This is a genomic window from Bacillus sp. FSL K6-2839, from assembly GCF_038003365.1.
Classification (GTDB): domain Bacteria; phylum Bacillota; class Bacilli; order Bacillales; family Bacillaceae; genus Bacillus.
Genome location: NZ_JBBOOZ010000001.1, coordinates 1,507,604 through 1,525,440, shown reverse-complemented (window position 1 = coordinate 1,525,440; position 17,837 = coordinate 1,507,604). Strand labels below are relative to the sequence as shown.

The following is a 17,837-nucleotide window of genomic DNA, read 5'->3' as shown; positions in this document are numbered from 1 at the left end:
ATAGAACTATGAAACTAGCACCGTGCTTGTTTTGACAAATTTCTAAACGTCAACTTAAAAATTCCTTAAAAAATGTTTATAAATACAGCAAACTGCCGATAGAAACGATATGGCTTTGTTTTAGCATTTTGAGTTGGCTGCTTTAGCCTATTTGTTATTGCCCAACGTCTACATGTCGAGTAATATAATAGAAATAAAGATAAAATAGTGCAAGAGAAGCAGAACCATTAAATGCTAAACTCAAAACTAGTACATAAGTCTTATTGAATGAAATATGAAAGGCGGAGATTCATCTATGAAGAAAAAAGTAGTAACCGGCCTCACAGTTTCAGCGATCGCTGGCTCAGCTGTGTTTGCTGCACCGGCAGAAGCACAGACGATCAAAGTGAAAAGCGGTGACTCACTTTGGAAGATTGCCGAACAGTACAATACAAGTATTTCGGAACTTCAATCTCTTAATCAACTAAAAACGACGATGATTTTTGCAGGACAAAGCTTGAAAATTCCTGGCGCAAAAAGCAAAAAATCCAGCTCGTCAACTGAATCAAAAGCAACGAAATCAAATGCTTCAACGACATCAAGCTACACTGTAAAGCTTGGAGATTCTTTATGGCTCATTGCAAAAAATCATAAAATGTCAGTCGCAAGCTTAAAAAGTCTAAACAGCTTAAACAGTGACTTAATTCGTCCTGGACAAAAGCTAAAGGTATCTGGAAGTACGAAGACAAGCGGGGGCCAGTCATCAAACTCCTCTTCAAATTCCAGCTCAAACAATAAGACAACGAACTCAAATAGTTCATCCTCATCAAGTACATACAAGGTTAAATTAGGGGATTCTCTCTGGAAAATTGCGAATTCGCTCAATATGTCGATTGGTGAAATCAAAACATTGAATGGGATAAAATCTGATATGATTTATCCGAATCAAGTATTGAAAGTAAAAGGGACGGCTGCATCAAAACCAAGTCAGCCGAAAGCACCTGCTAAACCAAGCAACCCGCCTTCAAGCGGGAAAGCGACATCTTATACTGTAAAATCAGGCGATTCCTTATGGAAAATTGCGAATCAATTTAAAGTGCAGGTTCAATCCATCCGCACAGCCAACAGCTTAAAAAGCGATGTGCTTAGAATTGGACAAGTACTAAAAATTAATGGTGCAGCTTCAGGCTCAACTGGGTCGAATGGTTCTACGTCTAACGGTTCAACAACTCCGGTCAACAATAACAAAAATGATGTGCCGATGAATGCAAAAATCACGACGATGATCCAAGAAGGGAAAAAGCTGACAGGCATTCCTTACAGATGGGGCGGCAATACACCATCTGGATTTGACTGCAGCGGCTTTGTTTATTATCTCATTAACAAGGTTTCGTCTGTATCCAGATTAAGCACAGCAGGCTACTGGAGTATGATGACACCTGTGAGCACACCTCAAGTTGGCGATTTTGTTTATTTCACAACGTACAAAGCGGGTCCATCTCATATGGGACTATACCTTGGCGGAGGAGATTTCCTTCATGCAAGTGACAGCGGAGTAGGGATCTCGAACTTAAGCAACCCATATTGGAAAAAAGCCTATTTAGGTGCAAAACGTTTCTTCTAAAAAAAGCCGATTTTCGGCTTTTTTTTGTTTGCCTATTGATCAGGTTGTCCATACTGATATCAAAAGGGGGCAGTCATATGAAAAAGTCAGTGTGGATGATCATGATGTGTCTGGTCTTTGTCGCAACAGCATGTCATGCACCGCCGAAAAAAGAAACGACAGAAGAAACCAGTGAGGTTGCAGCACCTAAACAAGCACCAGTTACCACGACACTCATCAATGAAAACGGGCAAAAAATAGGAAGCATCGAAGTAAGAGACTCCTCAGAAAATGGCCTGGATTTACATGTGAAAGCGAAAGATCTGCCGCCAGGTCCTCATGGCTTTCATATTCACGAAACAGGAATATGTGAAGCGCCAGATTTTGAAACGGCAGGGGCTCACTTTAATCCAACACACCGGGAGCATGGCTTTGATAACCCAAAGGGCCACCATGCTGGAGATATGCCTAATTTAGAAGTTGGGGCAGATGGGCAAATTGATGTTGTCGTGAATGTGCCAGATGTGGCGTTAAAGGGAGGTCCAAACCAATTAATGGATCAAAATGGGCGTAGCTTTATCATTCATGCGGAAGCCGATGATTACTTAAGCAACCCTTCTGGAAACTCAGGGAAACGCATCGCTTGCGGAGCGATCACAAAAGAAATGGTAAAATAACAGATGTCTAGCCTTTATGTATTGAGTGCATAAAGGTTTTTTTAGTATACTTGGTGAGGAAAATGATCGAAGAGAGGAATTAATCATATATGTTTAACGAACAATCACTCCCAGAAGAAATTCAAGCAATGATTGAAGCAAAAGCAAAAGGACTAGAAGAAGAATTCCGTCCGCTTATTGGAACAGGCGGCTATGAATCACAGGATACGTCTATCATACAAGATGCGATGATTGCACTAGCACTCGGCAAAAACGTTCTTTTAAAAGGGCCGACCGGCTCAGGTAAAACAAAACTAGCAGAAACTTTATCTGCTTTCTTTCAGCAGCCGATGCATAGTGTGAACTGCTCGGTTGATCTTGATGCAGAAAGTTTGATTGGCTATAAAACCATTCACAATGATGGTCAAGTTGCTTCTATTGAATTTATTGAAGGACCCGTAACGAAAGCGATGAAAAAAGGCCATCTTTTATATATTGATGAAATCAACATGGCGAAGCCGGAAACACTGCCTATTTTAAACGGTGTACTCGACTACAGAAAAATGATGACAAACCCATTTACAGGCGAGGTCGTTAGAGCAGATGAAGGCTTTGGCGTGATTGCGGCAATCAATGAAGGCTATGTCGGCACAGTGCCTCTAAATGAAGCGTTAAAAAACCGTTTTGTTGTGATTGACGTTCCATATATCGGCGGCGATATCCTAAAGGATGTACTGCAATCCCAATCTGTATTAAAGGATGAACGGTTAATCGATCAATTCGTGCAGCTCTCATCAGACCTCATTACACAGGCGCACAACGGGCAGGTAAGTGAAGAAGCGGCATCCATCCGTGCACTCCTAGACACATGTGATCTTGCGCAATACATCCCGCCGCTTCGTGCAGTTGAACGAGGGATTGTTGAAAAGCTAGAAGATGACCGGGAAAAAGCAGCGGTAAGAAATATTGCCCAAACATTATTCGAGTGAGGTTCTGACTTTTGAAATTCATCAAATTTAATGACAGCAGAATCGATTCATTTTTATTTATGGAATTAACGGATTTAGCCAAAACTTTAGCAAAAAGTGATGATGTCGAGCTTGAATACGGAGTGCAGTCCTACTATGAGCCTTTTGAAAAGAAAATTTTCATCAGCCATTTTTGGGATGACCGTAAACAAGAAGACATGACAGCCGGGCTAAAAAGTGATGTGTTCCTCCGTGCAGTAGGAACCGTTTATAGTGATCTGACTGTCTTTCAGGAAATCATTCGCTATGCTCATACAATTACCATTCCTGATCTATGTAAACAATTGTTTATGCTCTTTGAAGATATCCGGATTGAAGAGCGGATTAAACGCGAACGTCCAGGAACAAAAAAGGTATTTAAACGAAGAAGAGAGCTGTACCGGCGACACTTTAAGACGCAATTAACAATTAACCAAGAGCGAAGCATTCTAACGGATGCACTCTATTGTGCAATGTATGTGAAGCTGACAGCTGACTCGCCGCTGGAAGAGATTCCGCCTCTCCACGAGCGGATCAACCCAATGATTCCGTTTATTGAATCAAGTCTTGAGCGTGTATATGAGGCGGGTTCAACAGCAGATATCGCAGTCATTGTCAAAGAATTAATAGAAGGCTTTGATGAGCTTCTTGATAAGGATATGCTGAATACTTACTTTTTCTTCCCGGAATTGGACTATGAAAAAGCGGCAAAAGAACCGCTGTTTCATGACTTGAAAAGAAAACCTAAATTAAGTGAGGACATCAAAGTCGACCGGGAAAAAGAGGGCGATGAAGATATCCACCAGGAGTATATGGAAGTGTGGCATCGAGAAACAGAAGCGCCGTCAAAAAGCTTCCTTCAATTTGATTTAGAGCACGGCGGTAAAAGTGATCTCGGGAATGATGCAGCAAGAGAAGGCGATGACGGAGATCAAGCACTCGGCACTGTCCAAGGCTCTGCCAAGCAAACATACCGAAAAGATTATTCAAAGCTTGAGGCGCTGGAAGAGGCTGAAGGGGAAGAAAGCGGGGCGGATGCTCATGAGAATGGAAAAGAGAACAAATATGCGTTTCCAGTCATGATTTCACCTGATCCTCCCGCGCCAGAACAAATCGATGTATACAAGCAGCACGCTAAGGAGATTGAGCCTTATCAGAAACGCTTAAAACAGATGATTCAAAAAACGCTCGAACACAAAAAATCATGGCCAAAAACGGACCTTCATGCAGGACGCCTCAGTAAAAAGCTGATTCGGTATTTTACAGAGTCTAACCCGCGTCTTTTCTATAAAAAACAGGCACCTTCTTCGGAGATTGATGCTGTTTTCACTTTATTAGTAGACTGTTCTGCCAGCATGTTTGACAAGATGGACGAGACGAAAAAAGGAATTGTTTTATTTCACGAAGCATTAAAGTCCGTTCAAGTCCCACATCAAATTGTGGGGTTTTGGGAAGATACAAATGACGCAACAGAAACAAGTCAGCCGAACTATTTCAACACAGTCGTGTCGTTCAAAGATTCTTTATTTGATGCAGGTCCTTCCATTATGTCCCTTGAACCAGAAGAGGATAACCGGGATGGCTATGCGATTCGCCAAATGACAAAAATGATTTTAAAACGAAGAGAAGAGCAAAAGTTTCTCATTGTCTTTTCAGACGGAGAGCCAGCTGCCTTCAGCTACGAACAAAATGGGATCGTCGATACACATGAAGCAGTTCTTGAGGCGAGGAAAAAGGGCATTGAGGTGATCAATGTGTTTTTATCCAATTCGCCGATCGAAGAAGCACAGATAAAAACCATTCAAGATATGTATGGCAAGTTCAGCATTTTTGTACCAGATGTCGATACATTGCCGGATGTCTTATATCCATTACTGAAGAAATTACTGCATAAAAGCATTGGGGCATAAGGTTTTGCCCCTTTCTTCAAAATATTTTTCGGAATGATTTAAATTTTTTGTTTTTCTGTGAATTTTTTATCTTTAATTGAACAAAGAATGTAGAAAGTAATCCGAAACAGTGGTAGAATATTATTGGAAGCGTTTTATTACATAAATTTGGTCATTGTGTTCTGGAAGTTATATCGAGATAGTGTTCAATCACTTGATGATCAAAGTTGGGGGTAGTGTTCAAAATGTTTCAAAATGATGTGAAACAACCGTTGAGTTGGGAAGAATTTCATGGTCCGAACCTCGGCTATGTGCTCGAGCTCTACGATCAGTATGTCCAGGATCCTACTAGTGTTGATGAAGATCTAAGAGGCATATTTGATGAACTTGGTGCACCACCGAGTGAAATGAAGGAGGAAATTGGGAAAAAAGAAAATAGAGTAGTTACTTCTGAACAAATCCAAAAGATAGCATCAGTCGTTAAACTGGCAGAAGACATCAGAACGTATGGCCATTTAAATGCTTCCGTCAATCCTCTTCGCAAAGAAAAGGAATTACAAGAGCTGTTTCCTTTAAAGGAGTACGGTTTAACAGAAGAAGACGTCAAGAATATTCCAATATCTATTATTAGTCCTGACGCACCAAAACACATTTCAAACGGCATAGAAGCCATTAACCATTTGAGAAATACGTATAAGCGTACCATTTCATTTGAGTTTGATCACGTGCATGATTTCGAAGAACGAAACTGGCTCTCAAAATCGATTGAGTCTGGTGAACTATTTAAGAAAAAACCAGCGGATAAACTAGTTTCTGTTTTCAAGAGATTAACAGAAGTTGAGCAGTTCGAACAGTTTCTTCATAAAACATTTGTTGGGCAAAAGCGCTTCTCAATAGAAGGATTAGACGCACTTGTCCCAGTACTTGATGAAATTATTTCAGAGTCTGTTACACAAGGGACTTCAAATATTAACATTGGAATGGCACACAGAGGCCGTTTAAATGTATTAGCACATGTGTTAGGAAAACCATACGAGATTATTTTCTCAGAATTCCAGCATGCGCCAAATAAAGAGCTTGTTCCATCAGAAGGCTCTATCGGCATCAGCTACGGGTGGACAGGTGATGTAAAGTACCATCTTGGAGCAGATCGCCAAATTAAAGACGAAGATACAAAGAGTGCGAGAGTCACGCTTGCTAATAACCCAAGTCACTTGGAATTCATTGATCCAATCATTGAAGGAAGCACACGTGCCGCTCAGGAAACACGTACTCAAAAAGGTTATCCAGCTCTAGACGTTGAAAAGGCATTAGCCATCTTAATTCATGGTGATGCGGCATTTCCTGGAGAAGGAATTGTGGCAGAAACATTAAATTTAAGTCAACTTGTAGGGTATCAGGTGGGCGGAACAATCCATATCATTGCAAACAATATGATCGGATTTACAACAGAAAGCAATGAATCTCGCTCAACAAAATATGCAAGTGACCTTGCAAAAGGATTTGAGATTCCAATTGTTCACGTCAATGCAGATGATCCAGAAGCATGTTTAGCGGCTGTTCAATTAGCTGTAGAATACCGCAAACGCTTTAAGAAGGATTTCTTAATTGACTTGATCGGTTACCGCAGATTCGGTCATAACGAAATGGATGAGCCTTCTACGACTCAGCCGATGCTGTACGATGCAGTCAGAAAGCACAAAACGGTCAAGAATATCTTTGCAGATAAACTTGTTACAGAAGGTCTTCTAACGAAAGAGCAGCGTGAAGAAATCGAGCAGGCTGTAGCAACGAAAATAGAAGAAGCCTATCAAAAGGTGCCTTCAAAGAAAGAGCATACGATTCAAGAAATTGAACTGCCAGAACCAGTATCAAATGGCTTCCCAGCAGTAGATACATCAGTAGAATTTGATGTATTACGAAAGCTGAATGAAGAATTGATCAGCTGGCCGGAGGATTTCCAAGTATTTGGTAAGCTCAAGCGGATCCTTGAAAAACGTGCAAAAGTGTTTACAGATGACCGTAAAGTAGAATGGTCGCTTGGGGAAGCACTTGCATTTGCATCTATATTAAAAGACGGTACGCCAATTCGAATGACCGGACAGGATTCAGAGCGCGGTACTTTTGCTCAAAGAAACCTTGTTCTTCACGACAGTCAAACTGGAGATGAATTTATTGCTCTTCATGAGCTGAGTGATGCAAACGCATCATTTACTGTTCATAATAGTCCACTGTCAGAGGGCTCAGTCATCGGATTTGAATATGGTTATAATGTCTATTCTCCTGAAACGTTAGTCATTTGGGAGGCTCAATTTGGAGACTTCGCAAATGCGGCTCAAGTGTATTTCGATCAATTTATTTCAGCTGGCCGCGCAAAATGGGGGCAAAAATCAGGTCTAGTGATGCTCTTGCCGCATGGATATGAGGGACAAGGACCTGAACATTCAAGTGGAAGAACAGAGCGTTTCCTGCAATCAGCTGCTGAGAATAACTGGACAGTGGCGAACCTGACAAGTGCAGCACAATACTTCCATATCCTTAGAAGACAGGCGAAAATGCTGCTTCGTGAAGAGATTCGTCCACTTGTCATCATGACACCGAAGAGTCTGCTTCGTAACCCGAACACATTGTCTGAAGTCCAGGAATTAACGGATGGACAGTTCCGTCCAGTTCTTGAACAGCCAGGCCTTGTGCATGATCACGAAAAAGTATCGCGCCTCGTGCTATCTAGCGGGAAGGTATCAATCGATATTAGTGATCGTTTTACTCAAATGGAAGAGACGAAAAATTGGCTTCACATTGCGAGAGTGGAACAACTATATCCATTCCCAGCCAAAGATATTAAAGCGATTTTATCGAAACTAACAAACTTAGAAGAAATCGTATGGGTGCAAGAAGAGCCACAAAATATGGGGGCTTGGGGATACATTGAGCCATATTTACGTGAGATTGCGCCTGAAAAAGTAAAAGTACGTTACATCGGCCGAAGAAGACGTTCAAGTACGGCTGAGGGTGACCCAACTGTGCATAAAAAAGAACAAGAACGAATTGTATCTGATAGCTTGACTCGCAAAAACTAAGGGGGAAATGAAAAATGGCGGAAATTAAAGTACCTGAATTAGCGGAATCGATCTCGGAAGGAACGATTGCTCAATGGCTAAAGCAGCCGGGCGATTATGTGGAGCAGGGAGAGTACCTGTTAGAACTTGAAACAGATAAAGTCAATGTCGAACTGACAGCCGAAGAATCTGGTGTACTGAAAGAAGTGCTGAAAGATTCTGGTGACACTGTACAAGTTGGAGAAGTCATTGGAACAATTGCAGCAGGTGAAGCTGGCGGAAGCGAGTCCGCAGCTCCAGCACCTGAGCAAGAGTCTGCACCAGCTTCGAAAGAAGAACCGGCAGCTGCCCAAAAAGAAGAAGCAGTGAAAGAAGAGTCGAAATCTGGTAATGGCAGAACCATCGCTTCTCCTGCAGCTAGAAAACTGGCGAGAGAGAAGGGGCTAGACTTATCTGAGATTCCAACCGTAGATCCGCTGGGCAGGGTACGAAAGCAGGATGTCGCTTCTTATCAAAAGAATGAAGCACCTGCAAGTGCACCGAAAGCCGCGCCAAAAGCAAATGCTGCGGTGCAAAATGAGCAACCAGGAAAGCCAGTTGAACGCGAGAGAATGTCACGCCGCAGACAAACGATTGCAAAACGTTTAGTTGAGGTTCAGCAAACGGCTGCGATGCTGACGACATTTAATGAAGTGGATATGACGGCCGTGATGGATTTAAGAAAGCGCCGTAAAGATGCCTTCCTTGAACAAAATGATGTAAAGCTTGGCTTCATGTCCTTCTTCACAAAAGCAGTTGTAGCAGCACTGAAGAAATATCCGCTGCTTAACGCAGAAATTCAAGGTGATGAGCTCGTCTTGAAGAAATTCTATGACATCGGCATCGCCGTTGCTGCTAACGAAGGACTTGTGGTACCGGTTGTCCGTGATGCAGACAGATTGTCGTTTGCAGGGATTGAAAAGGAAATTGGTCATCTTGCGAAAAAAGCAAGAGATAACAAATTGTCTCTGAATGAGCTACAAGGTGGATCATTCACGATCACTAACGGTGGAACATTCGGTTCACTGCTTTCAACACCAATTTTAAACAGCCCTCAAGTTGGAATTTTAGGTATGCATAAAATTCAGCTTCGTCCTGTGGCAATTGATGAAGAACGTTTTGAAAACCGTCCGATGATGTATTTAGCTCTTTCTTACGACCACCGAATTGTCGATGGTAAAGAAGCAGTTGGATTCCTTGTCACGATTAAAAACTTGCTTGAAGATCCGGAGCAGCTATTGCTTGAAGGATAATCTTCAATTTGAAAAGCTAGCACCCGTTAAGGTGCTAGCTTTTTTTCTTTTTCATTTTCAGGATTTCCTCTTTTTGACCAATATGTCGCAAGCCAGGAACCAGATAAATTATGCCACACACTAAAAATGGCACTTGGTACGGCTGCAAGTGGCGAGAAGTGTGCTGTCGCTAGAGCTGCACCGAGTCCAGAGTTTTGCATGCCTACTTCAATCGAGATGGCTCTTCGAGAAGGGATATCCATTTTGCACCATTTTGCAATAAGGTAACCAAATAAAAGACCAAGTCCATTATGTAATATAACAACGGCCAATATCAGCAATCCAGATTGAAGAATCTGCTCTTTATTTGCACTGACAACTGCTGCAATAATCACGACAATTCCGGCAACAGATACAAGCGGCAGTGCTTGAACCGCATATGATACTTGTTTTTTAAAAAACAATTTCACAAGAATACCTAAAATAATAGGGATTAAGACAACTTGTACAATGGATAAAAACAGAGCCTCTGGTGATACAGGTAACCAAGATCTTGCAAAAATTAAAATGAAAACAGGGGTTAAAAACGGCGCAAGCAATGTTGATATGGTGGTTACAGCTACAGATAAAGCTGTATTTCCTTTCGCCAAAAAGGTCATGACGTTCGATGCTGTACCGCCTGGGCAGCAGCCTACGAGAACAACTCCTACTGCGATTTCAGACGGAAGCCGCAGTCCGTAAGCTAACAAAAAGGCAAGAAGCGGCATGAGTGTGTACTGCGTCAGCACCCCGATCAGAACATAAAGAGGTTTTCGAAACAGTTCTTTAAAATCTTCAGTGGACAAGGTAAGCCCCATTCCAAACATAATAATACCGAGTAAAAAAGGAATATACGGTCCAATCTTAGAGAATTCGGCAGGAAAGGCAAATCCAAGAAGTGCAAAGACAATGACCCAAATCGCAAAGGTCCTTCCTGCAAAGTGACTAATAGTTAAAAGAATCTTCATTTATTGTTTCAACTCTCTTTCCTTACATATCTTTTTTATTTTAAACGAATTTTCTGAAAAAACAACCCATTCTTTATAAAGGCGATCATAATAAAATTATGTAAACTAAATTGAATTAAAAACCCCCATATAAGCATTTGCCTATATGGAGTATCGTCTTAAAAAGGGGTCCATTTCACTTGCTGAGCTTGCTTTAGTCGTGCTTCTGGCTCACGCCAGTCAACGACATTCCACCAACGGTCTACATATTGTGCTTTTTCATTCAGATATTGCAGATAGTAGGCATGTTCCCATACGTCAAGAGCTAGAAGAGGGATCACATCCCATTGTGATAGAAATTGATGGCGTTCGGCTTGTAAAATCTCTAATCGTTGAGATCTTGGTGCCCATACAAGAATGGCCCAGCCAACACCTTCTACTTGTTTGGCTGCAGCTGAAAATTGGGATTTGAATGCATCATAGCTTTCAAATGATTGTTCAATGAGACGCAGCATTTGACCAGTGGGCTTTCGTTTTCCTGAAGGACTCATAGAAAACCAAAAAATGCAATGTAAATAGTGTCCCGCACCATTGAAGGCAAGCTCCCGTTCCCAATGCTTGATCATTTTAAAATCATTGGTTCTTCTCGCTCTTTTTAAGGCAAGCTCAGCTTGGTTCAGACCATCAACATATGATTGATGATGCTTCTGGTGATGCAAATACATAATCTCTTTTGAAATAAACGGTTCTAGTGCATCATACCGGTAAGGGAGCGGAGGTAATTTATGGTCGCCAGCTGCCACATCCCGCATTGCTTCTAGTGGTTTCATATCCTCTGCAATACTTTCTGCCAATTCGTACCACTCTTCTTCACTGGAATATTCATCATTCATGATGAACGATAAATGTTCTGTTTTCTGACGGATGTTGTCATCTTGAACTGCACCTTGAATGGAGCTAAGCCAATCTTTAAGCTGCATGCGATATTCTTCCTTATTCATTTTTACGCCTCATTTCTTCTAAAAATGTGGAACAAGCCATCATTGGAAAGACAAATGGATAGCTATGATAGGTGATGTAAAATTGCTTTGGAAGACCAATGCCTACTGGATAGTGCAAGGCTTCAATCGAGTGCTGATGAATCAAAAATGAGATGGCTTTTAATATTGTTGTGTGATCCGGCTTCTCATATTGTAAAAGTGCCTCAGCAGCCCAAGCCGTTTGAACCACTGTTCCAAATGGGAGCGGGACATATCTTTTTACCTCTGCACTTTTACACGATTCTCCGAAGCTGCCATCTTCCAATTGAATTGTTTTTAAAAATCGACACGCTTTTTGAACAGCAGGATGCGATGAGGGAATGCCAGCAGCCTTTAGTCCTGTTAATGCAGCCCAGGTTCCATAAATATAGCAAACACCCCATCTGCCAAACCATGATCCGTTGTTCTCTTGATGATCAAGAAGCCATTTTACGCAATGATCTTTTTGCCTTTGCATGAGTGGTGACATGTTGTTCTCTTCAAGACCGATGAGATGAAGCACACGACCTGTAATATCAGGAGTAGATGGGTCAATGGCCGCATCCTCAGCAGATTCGAGCGGGAGATGACGAAGCAAGAAGTGATCTTGATTTTTTTCAAAAGCAGAAAAGCCGCCATCACGGTTTTGCATGGAAAGAAGCCAATCAAACCCTCGTTTCCACTGAACGGGTGCGTAGGTGTGAGGAATGGCTTTTAACACAATTTGCGTATCATCACAATCAGGATTATTTGTGTTCAAATCTGAAAAACCAAAGCCTCCCGGAGCCGCATGCCGGTTATGAATCGCCCAATCTGCTTTCTTCATTTGCTGCCGGTTCAATAAGTACGTAAAAGACTTTTCGATAACTGGATCTTCTTGAGTTCTGCCTGCTCGCTGAGAAGCATAACTGACAAGCGCTGTATCCCAAACTGTGGATGTAGAATTCTCAGCATATTTCCTGCCCCCACAGTCAGTGACTAGCTTTTTGATCCCTTTAACTGCTTTTAAAATGAGACGATGGCCAGGAGAGTATCCAAGACTCATGAGTGCATAGACCATAAAAATACTGGCACTTAAATAGCTGTACAGCGTACCATCTTTTTCAAGTCGGTCAAAAATATATCGCTTCGCTGCCTCATACCCGAAAAAGTCGAGGCGGCTGTCGAGTGCTGTATACGACCTCATGTACGCTAGAAAGTGGTGAGTGGAACGTTCTTCTCTTGCCATAAACCAGTCAAAAGGATTTTTAGACATGTTCGCATCAAGATGTGCTAAGCTTGGAAACTGTTCATGAGAGGTATATCGTTTGTTGAGTGCAATCATCATTGGGACAAAATGAATTCTTGCATATGCACTAAGATGATAGAAGTGCAGCGGAAAGTATGTAGGGATGAGTAAAAATGAAAGTGGCGCATAGAAGTATGGCCAAGGGTGCATGCCATTGACGGCAAGCATCCACTTTGTCATAAAATGAACGTCTTTTAATCCGCCTTTTGATCGAATAAAGTGTGCTGCTTTTTCCATATGCGGCTCATCTTGTTGAAACCTGCCTGAAACAAGCATTCCACAATAGCCTTGCACAGTCGCTGTTACATGTCCCGATTGATCATGATACAAAGAAAAAGAACCATCCTCATTTTGCTTTTCGCGAATCGCTTCTGCCAATTGATGAACCAAGGCCTGGTCCGAATCGCCGACAGCCTTTAACAGCATAATCAAAAAAGCATTTGTCATCATTGGGCCTTCAAAGCAGAAGACAAAAGCGCCATCTTCTCGTTGTCTGCGCTGCATTTGCATGTGCAATTCATCAATAAATTCGTTTACTTTCGTTTTGAAATCTTGCATATTCGGCCTTGCTCCTTTCCTTTATTACTATATTCAGGAGCCTGCCTGTCACATGCAATCACAAAAAAGCCGATGACATGGTCACCGGCTTTATAGGCGTCATTAGTCTTGGAGATTAATCCACACACTTTTGACCTCTGTATAGTTGTTAAGGGCGTATGATCCCATTTCTCTGCCAAGACCTGATTGCTTGTATCCTCCAAATGGGGATGCAGCATCAAAGACATTATAGCAGTTGACCCAAATCGTGCCTGCTTCAAGACGTGCAGCAATATCATGGGCATGCTTTAAGTTTTCTGTCCAAAGTCCTGCGGCTAATCCATAATCAGACTGGTTGGCTCTTTCGACCACTTCATCAATGGAATCGTATGGAATGGCAGATAAGACAGGGCCGAAGATTTCTTCTTTTGCGATGGTCATGTCATCTTCTACATCTTTAAAAACAGTAGGGGAGACAAAATAGCCAGCCTCATAAGGGCAATCGCCACCGACAACGGCTGTTGCACCTTCAGATTTACCTTTTTCAATATAGCCTAACACGCGCTCGTGCTGTTCTTTACTTACAAGAGGTCCGATTTGCGTATCTTGATGAAGACCGGCGCCTTGCTTGAGTGATGTCGCATATTTGGCCATTTGATCGACAACCTCATCATATTGGCTCCGGTGAACAAAGACCCTAGAACCTGCAGAGCACACCTGGCCTTGGTTAAACATGACACCATTTAGAGCACCTGGAATGGCTTTCTTTAAATCGGCATCTGGCAAAATAATATTAGGTGATTTTCCGCCAAGTTCTAATGTGACCCTCTTAATGGATTTGGCTGCTTTCTCCATAATGAGTTTCCCAACACTTGTTGACCCCGTGAAGGCAAGCTTGTTTACATCAGGGTGATCGGTTAATGCGTTCCCAGCTGTTTCACCAAATCCAGGAACGATGTTAATCACACCTTCTGGGAAGCCGGCTTTATCCACTAATTCAGCTAAATAAAGAGCAGAGAGGGGTGTTTGTTCTGCTGGTTTTAAAACGATGGTGCAGCCAGTTGCAAGTGCAGCACCCATTTTCCACATGGCCATGAGCAGCGGGAAGTTCCAAGGAATGATTTGTCCTACAACGCCAACAGGCTCATGACGGGTATAATTAAAGTACCCTTGACTGACAGGAATGGTTTGTCCGCTTATTTTGGTCGTCCAGCCCGCATAATAGCGCATATGCTCAATGGCGAGAGGGATATCTGCATTTGTTGTTTCATTAATTGGTTTTCCGTTATCTAATGTTTCAAGCTGTGCGAGCTCTTCTTGGTTTTCTTCCATTAGATCGGCAAGCTTGAACATGAAGCGGGCGCGTTCAGCGGCAGATATTGAGCGCCATGGGCCTTGAAAGGCTTTTTTGGCAGCCTTTACTGCTTCATCAATGTCTTTTGCACCTGCTTCATATACATCAATAAGGGTTTCACCTGTGGCTGGGTTAGGGGTCGAAAAGGTTTTGTTATCGTGACTTGTGACAAACTGACCATTAATGTAGAGTTTTTTCGTCCCTTGGAGAAAAGATTCGAGTTTTGAACTAATTTGAAGTGTTGTAGAGCTCATAAATAAACAAACCTCCTTAAAGATATGGATTGTTCTGCGAGTTCTAGGTGGAAAAGCGGATCTGAAGCAAAGGAACCAGTATACGCACACGTATGTAAACGTATACATTCATCATATTACACGACATGTTTGAAAGCAATCCATAACACTCATTGCATTTCATGAAAAATTGGCTACAATAAATATATAGATGAAAAAAGGAGTTTTTAAATCATGATCCATCAATACTGGCAAACGGCTCAAACGTTAAAGCAAGTAAAATGTATACATACGAATGCGAAAAAATATATGGTCGATCGTGCACTAACGGTTGGAAGCACATATGAAGTGAAAAATGAGACAGAAGAATTCCTGTTTGTCGTTGATAATACAGGTAAAGTAGGCGGGTATTATAAAGAGTATTTCGAAGACATTTCTGCTGAATGATTTTAGTGATCATCACTCATACTAAGAAAAACAGTAAAGGGTGATGATGATGAAAAAGAAGCAAACAGACGAGCAGAATAATCAAAATGCTTGGCATGATCACGAAGATGCTGATATGGCGATTACGCTTGAGCAGATTTCCGATGTATATGCCGAGGGAACCATTGATACACCAAAAGACGAATAGTCCAGATTGTTGACAAAGTGCTAAAATGATCTTTATTTTAGCACTTTGTCTTCTTTTTCAGCGTGACATGAAAACCTTTGCGGTCTAGGAAGGACGAGTACCGGAGCTGAGCGAATTTGACATTCGTGAGCACCGGCGCGCAGGACTGACAAAGAATGCGAGGGTTTGTCTACACGCTGACAGTGATTTGAAAAAATCACTGTTTTTTTATTGGTAACATACAGCAATTTTTCTCAAAAAGAACTGAAACTTTTTTCCTGCTTTAACTGTCTAAATAAGTAGAGGAAAGAGCATCGAATCAAAAAGAAAAAGTTAAATGAAATTTAATCTATTCGTAATGGAATAACGACCATTTATAGCGTATTCTATAAGTGAGAATAAAACGTACCCACAGAGCGTGCGTCCGTTTTTTCATAAAGGAATTTGATGGAGGAAGAGGGGGTTTACGTGGGTATTTTTTCTGTCAGTAAACAAAATGATAAGAAATTCGAATCCTTACTAATTGAAGGGGAAAGAATTGAGGCTGTTTACAGACTGCGTCACGACCAAATTTGTTTCACCAATAAACGACTGATCTTTGGCGATAACCGCGTATTTTCTAAGAAGAAAGTCAGGGTCTCCTTGCCGTATCGATCAATTGAAAGTTTTGCCATTCAAGAAGCTGGCGTGTTTGATCAGGACACAGGTATGCTGCTTGTCACAAGCTCAAAAGTATTTGAACTCGATTTTTCGAAAGAGACGGATTTGAGTGATGTGCAAGCCATTTTGACAAAACATCTTTGCTGATCAACCTTGCGATTACATAGATCATGCACTTTTCTCATTCTACTTATTTTAATAGATCGCACATTGCCTGAGCTCTTACCCATATTTTCTGGGAAGGGCTTTTTTTGTTTAGGTGTTTGAATGATAGCAAAAAAGGATAAAGATGAAACAGATACAGAAAGGAGAATGAACAATGAAAGTATTAGTTGCTGGAGCAAATGGACATACAGGCAGGCTCGTCATTCGTTATTTAAAAGAAAAAGGACATGAGCCGCTTGCTCTCATTCGAGATGAAAAACAAGCGGATGCGCTAAAGGAACTTGGTGCAGCGCCTGTCATCGGTGATCTTGAAAAGGATGTGACAGATGCTGTGAAACAAGCAGATGCTGTCATCTTTGCAGCTGGTTCAGGCTCAAAAACAGGTGCAGATAAGACGATTGCAGTGGATCAAGAAGGTGCAAAACGCCTTGTCGACACAGCGAAAAAAGAAAACATTCAGCATTTTGTTATGCTGAGTTCCTATAATGCCGATGACCCAAACCAGGGAAAAGGGCAAGGAAGTATGGAAATTTATTATGAGGCGAAAAGAAAAGCAGATGAACACTTAAAACAGTCTGGGCTTTCCTATACCATCGTCCGCCCAGGTGCCTTGCTGCATGAGGAAAAGACAGGAAAGATTGAAGCTGCGGAGCATATTCCCGATAATCAGAACATTGAGATTTCAAGAGAGGACGTAGCCGCTGTACTTGTGGAAAGCTTAACAGAATCCAATGTGAAAAATAAATCCTTTGACTTGATTAAAGGGGATAAACCAGTAGAAGAAGCACTTCGCACCATGTAAGAGAAGAAAGCTGCTGCCAAAAAGGCGGCGGCTTTTTTGATGTTTTCAATTCCCTTGCAGCGGGAAGGTAATGAGAAAGGAGTGATTGACCGTGGGCTTAACGAAAGAACAAAAAGCTGATTTATACGAAAGGTTGAATCAATTAAAGGGAGATGTAAAAGGATCAAAAAAGAAAGAAGAATCTATGCTAAGTGAATCCAGCGAGATTTCAAATGGTGTTGGGAACCATATCGCTGATCATGGGAGCATCTATTTAGACCGCATGACAGAACAAACGCTGGATGAAGTTGATGGCCAGCTTGAAGATGAAATTGATGCAGCACTGAAACGAATGGAAGACGGATCATATGGGATATGTGAGAAAACAGGGAAAGACATTCCATATGAACGTTTAAAAGCAGTCCCCTATACACGTTATTCAATCGATGTGAAGAAAAACGAAGAAACCACTCAAGACCCAAACGAGTTTGACCGTAATTTCTCTGATCAAATGCGTGATTTAACAAATAGAGAAACAATGGATCAGATGCATTCAGATACGTATGAACGATTAGAGGAAGAGCAGGATGTTGACATAGACGAAGAAAAATAAGATAATAAGTTGAAGTTATATTTTTTCAGAATAATGTTTTCTTATGTGTGCAAGGACAAATATCTTGTATACATAAGTATTTCTTAGAAAAAAGATCTCTTGAAATTTAATAAACTTTCGTGTA

The 17,837-nt window shown here is 41.5% G+C and carries 15 protein-coding genes; 11 read left to right on the top strand and 4 right to left on the bottom strand.

Annotation, left to right across the window (positions count from 1 at the left end; all coding sequences use genetic code 11):
• The first annotated feature begins 295 nt into the window (after positions 1–295).
• From MHH26_RS07350 to odhB, 6 genes are all read left to right on the top strand, one after another.
• Positions 296–1,603: a C40 family peptidase gene (locus MHH26_RS07350; protein WP_307499781.1), complete on the top strand. Its 1,308-nt coding sequence runs from the start codon at positions 296–298 to the stop codon at positions 1,601–1,603.
• A gap of 77 nt (positions 1,604–1,680) precedes the next feature.
• On the top strand, positions 1,681–2,259 hold the full coding sequence (locus tag MHH26_RS07345) for a superoxide dismutase family protein (RefSeq protein ID WP_334749438.1): 579 nt from the start codon (positions 1,681–1,683) through the stop codon (positions 2,257–2,259).
• Between the two features lie 89 nt (positions 2,260–2,348).
• On the top strand, positions 2,349–3,227 hold the full coding sequence (locus MHH26_RS07340) for an ATP-binding protein (protein ID WP_340972881.1): 879 nt from the start codon (positions 2,349–2,351) through the stop codon (positions 3,225–3,227).
• Positions 3,228–3,238: 11 nt separating this feature from the next.
• Positions 3,239–5,155 (top strand): vWA domain-containing protein, encoded by a 1,917-nt coding sequence (locus MHH26_RS07335; RefSeq protein WP_334749434.1) that lies wholly within the window; start codon positions 3,239–3,241, stop codon positions 5,153–5,155.
• Between the two features lie 224 nt (positions 5,156–5,379).
• The gene (sucA, locus tag MHH26_RS07330; protein ID WP_340972880.1) at positions 5,380–8,214 is read left to right on the top strand and encodes a 2-oxoglutarate dehydrogenase E1 component; all 2,835 of its coding nucleotides are present in this window, start codon (positions 5,380–5,382) and stop codon (positions 8,212–8,214) included.
• 14 nt (positions 8,215–8,228) lie between these two features.
• Positions 8,229–9,485, top strand: a complete 1,257-nt coding sequence (gene odhB, locus MHH26_RS07325; RefSeq protein WP_334749431.1) for a 2-oxoglutarate dehydrogenase complex dihydrolipoyllysine-residue succinyltransferase — start codon at positions 8,229–8,231, stop codon at positions 9,483–9,485.
• 26 nt (positions 9,486–9,511) lie between these two features.
• Here odhB and MHH26_RS07320 read toward each other — a convergent pair whose 3' ends face one another.
• The 4 genes from MHH26_RS07320 to MHH26_RS07305 form a co-directional block, all read right to left on the bottom strand.
• On the bottom strand, positions 9,512–10,471 hold the full coding sequence (locus MHH26_RS07320; RefSeq protein WP_307499775.1) for a bile acid:sodium symporter family protein: 960 nt from the start codon (positions 10,469–10,471) through the stop codon (positions 9,512–9,514).
• Between the two features lie 158 nt (positions 10,472–10,629).
• The gene (locus tag MHH26_RS07315; RefSeq protein ID WP_060596547.1) at positions 10,630–11,451 is read right to left on the bottom strand and encodes a superoxide dismutase; all 822 of its coding nucleotides are present in this window, start codon (positions 11,449–11,451) and stop codon (positions 10,630–10,632) included.
• Entirely contained in the window at positions 11,444–13,315 is a 1,872-nt protein-coding gene (locus MHH26_RS07310; protein WP_340972879.1) for a terpene cyclase/mutase family protein, read from the bottom strand. Before MHH26_RS07310 ends, MHH26_RS07315 begins: the two co-directional genes overlap by 8 nt.
• Positions 13,316–13,417: 102 nt before the next feature.
• Positions 13,418–14,902: an aldehyde dehydrogenase family protein gene (locus MHH26_RS07305; protein ID WP_307499773.1), complete on the bottom strand. Its 1,485-nt coding sequence runs from the start codon at positions 14,900–14,902 to the stop codon at positions 13,418–13,420.
• A gap of 213 nt (positions 14,903–15,115) precedes the next feature.
• On the opposite strand from MHH26_RS07305, the gene MHH26_RS07300 reads away from it, so the two are divergent.
• The 5 genes from MHH26_RS07300 to MHH26_RS07280 all read left to right on the top strand — a co-directional run bounded on the left by MHH26_RS07300 (position 15,116) and on the right by MHH26_RS07280 (position 17,713).
• On the top strand, positions 15,116–15,328 hold the full coding sequence (locus tag MHH26_RS07300) for a DUF6501 family protein (RefSeq protein ID WP_340972877.1): 213 nt from the start codon (positions 15,116–15,118) through the stop codon (positions 15,326–15,328).
• A gap of 49 nt (positions 15,329–15,377) precedes the next feature.
• On the top strand, positions 15,378–15,515 hold the full coding sequence (locus MHH26_RS07295; protein WP_223249850.1) for a DUF4025 domain-containing protein: 138 nt from the start codon (positions 15,378–15,380) through the stop codon (positions 15,513–15,515).
• Positions 15,516–15,962: 447 nt separating this feature from the next.
• On the top strand, positions 15,963–16,301 hold the full coding sequence (locus MHH26_RS07290) for a PH domain-containing protein (RefSeq protein WP_024422682.1): 339 nt from the start codon (positions 15,963–15,965) through the stop codon (positions 16,299–16,301).
• Positions 16,302–16,473: 172 nt separating this feature from the next.
• Positions 16,474–17,121, top strand: a complete 648-nt coding sequence (locus tag MHH26_RS07285; RefSeq protein WP_334749417.1) for an SDR family oxidoreductase — start codon at positions 16,474–16,476, stop codon at positions 17,119–17,121.
• A gap of 91 nt (positions 17,122–17,212) precedes the next feature.
• Positions 17,213–17,713 carry a TraR/DksA family transcriptional regulator gene (locus MHH26_RS07280; protein ID WP_334749416.1) on the top strand — a complete coding sequence of 167 codons (501 nt, stop codon included), beginning with the start codon at positions 17,213–17,215 and terminating at the stop codon, positions 17,711–17,713.
• Positions 17,714–17,837: the final 124 nt, after the last annotated feature.

Coding starts and splice junctions, on each gene's coding strand:
- MHH26_RS07300 (WP_340972877.1), top strand. CDS start 15,116: ATGATCCATCAATACTGGCAAACGGCTCAAACGTTAAAGCAAGTAAAA.
- MHH26_RS07315 (WP_060596547.1), bottom strand. CDS start 11,451: ATGAATAAGGAAGAATATCGCATGCAGCTTAAAGATTGGCTTAGCTCC.
- MHH26_RS07350 (WP_307499781.1), top strand. CDS start 296: ATGAAGAAAAAAGTAGTAACCGGCCTCACAGTTTCAGCGATCGCTGGC.
- MHH26_RS07285 (WP_334749417.1), top strand. CDS start 16,474: ATGAAAGTATTAGTTGCTGGAGCAAATGGACATACAGGCAGGCTCGTC.
- MHH26_RS07320 (WP_307499775.1), bottom strand. CDS start 10,471: ATGAAGATTCTTTTAACTATTAGTCACTTTGCAGGAAGGACCTTTGCG.
- odhB (WP_334749431.1), top strand. CDS start 8,229: ATGGCGGAAATTAAAGTACCTGAATTAGCGGAATCGATCTCGGAAGGA.
- MHH26_RS07295 (WP_223249850.1), top strand. CDS start 15,378: ATGAAAAAGAAGCAAACAGACGAGCAGAATAATCAAAATGCTTGGCAT.
- MHH26_RS07340 (WP_340972881.1), top strand. CDS start 2,349: ATGTTTAACGAACAATCACTCCCAGAAGAAATTCAAGCAATGATTGAA.
- MHH26_RS07310 (WP_340972879.1), bottom strand. CDS start 13,315: ATGCAAGATTTCAAAACGAAAGTAAACGAATTTATTGATGAATTGCAC.
- MHH26_RS07345 (WP_334749438.1), top strand. CDS start 1,681: ATGAAAAAGTCAGTGTGGATGATCATGATGTGTCTGGTCTTTGTCGCA.
- MHH26_RS07305 (WP_307499773.1), bottom strand. CDS start 14,902: ATGAGCTCTACAACACTTCAAATTAGTTCAAAACTCGAATCTTTTCTC.
- sucA (WP_340972880.1), top strand. CDS start 5,380: ATGTTTCAAAATGATGTGAAACAACCGTTGAGTTGGGAAGAATTTCAT.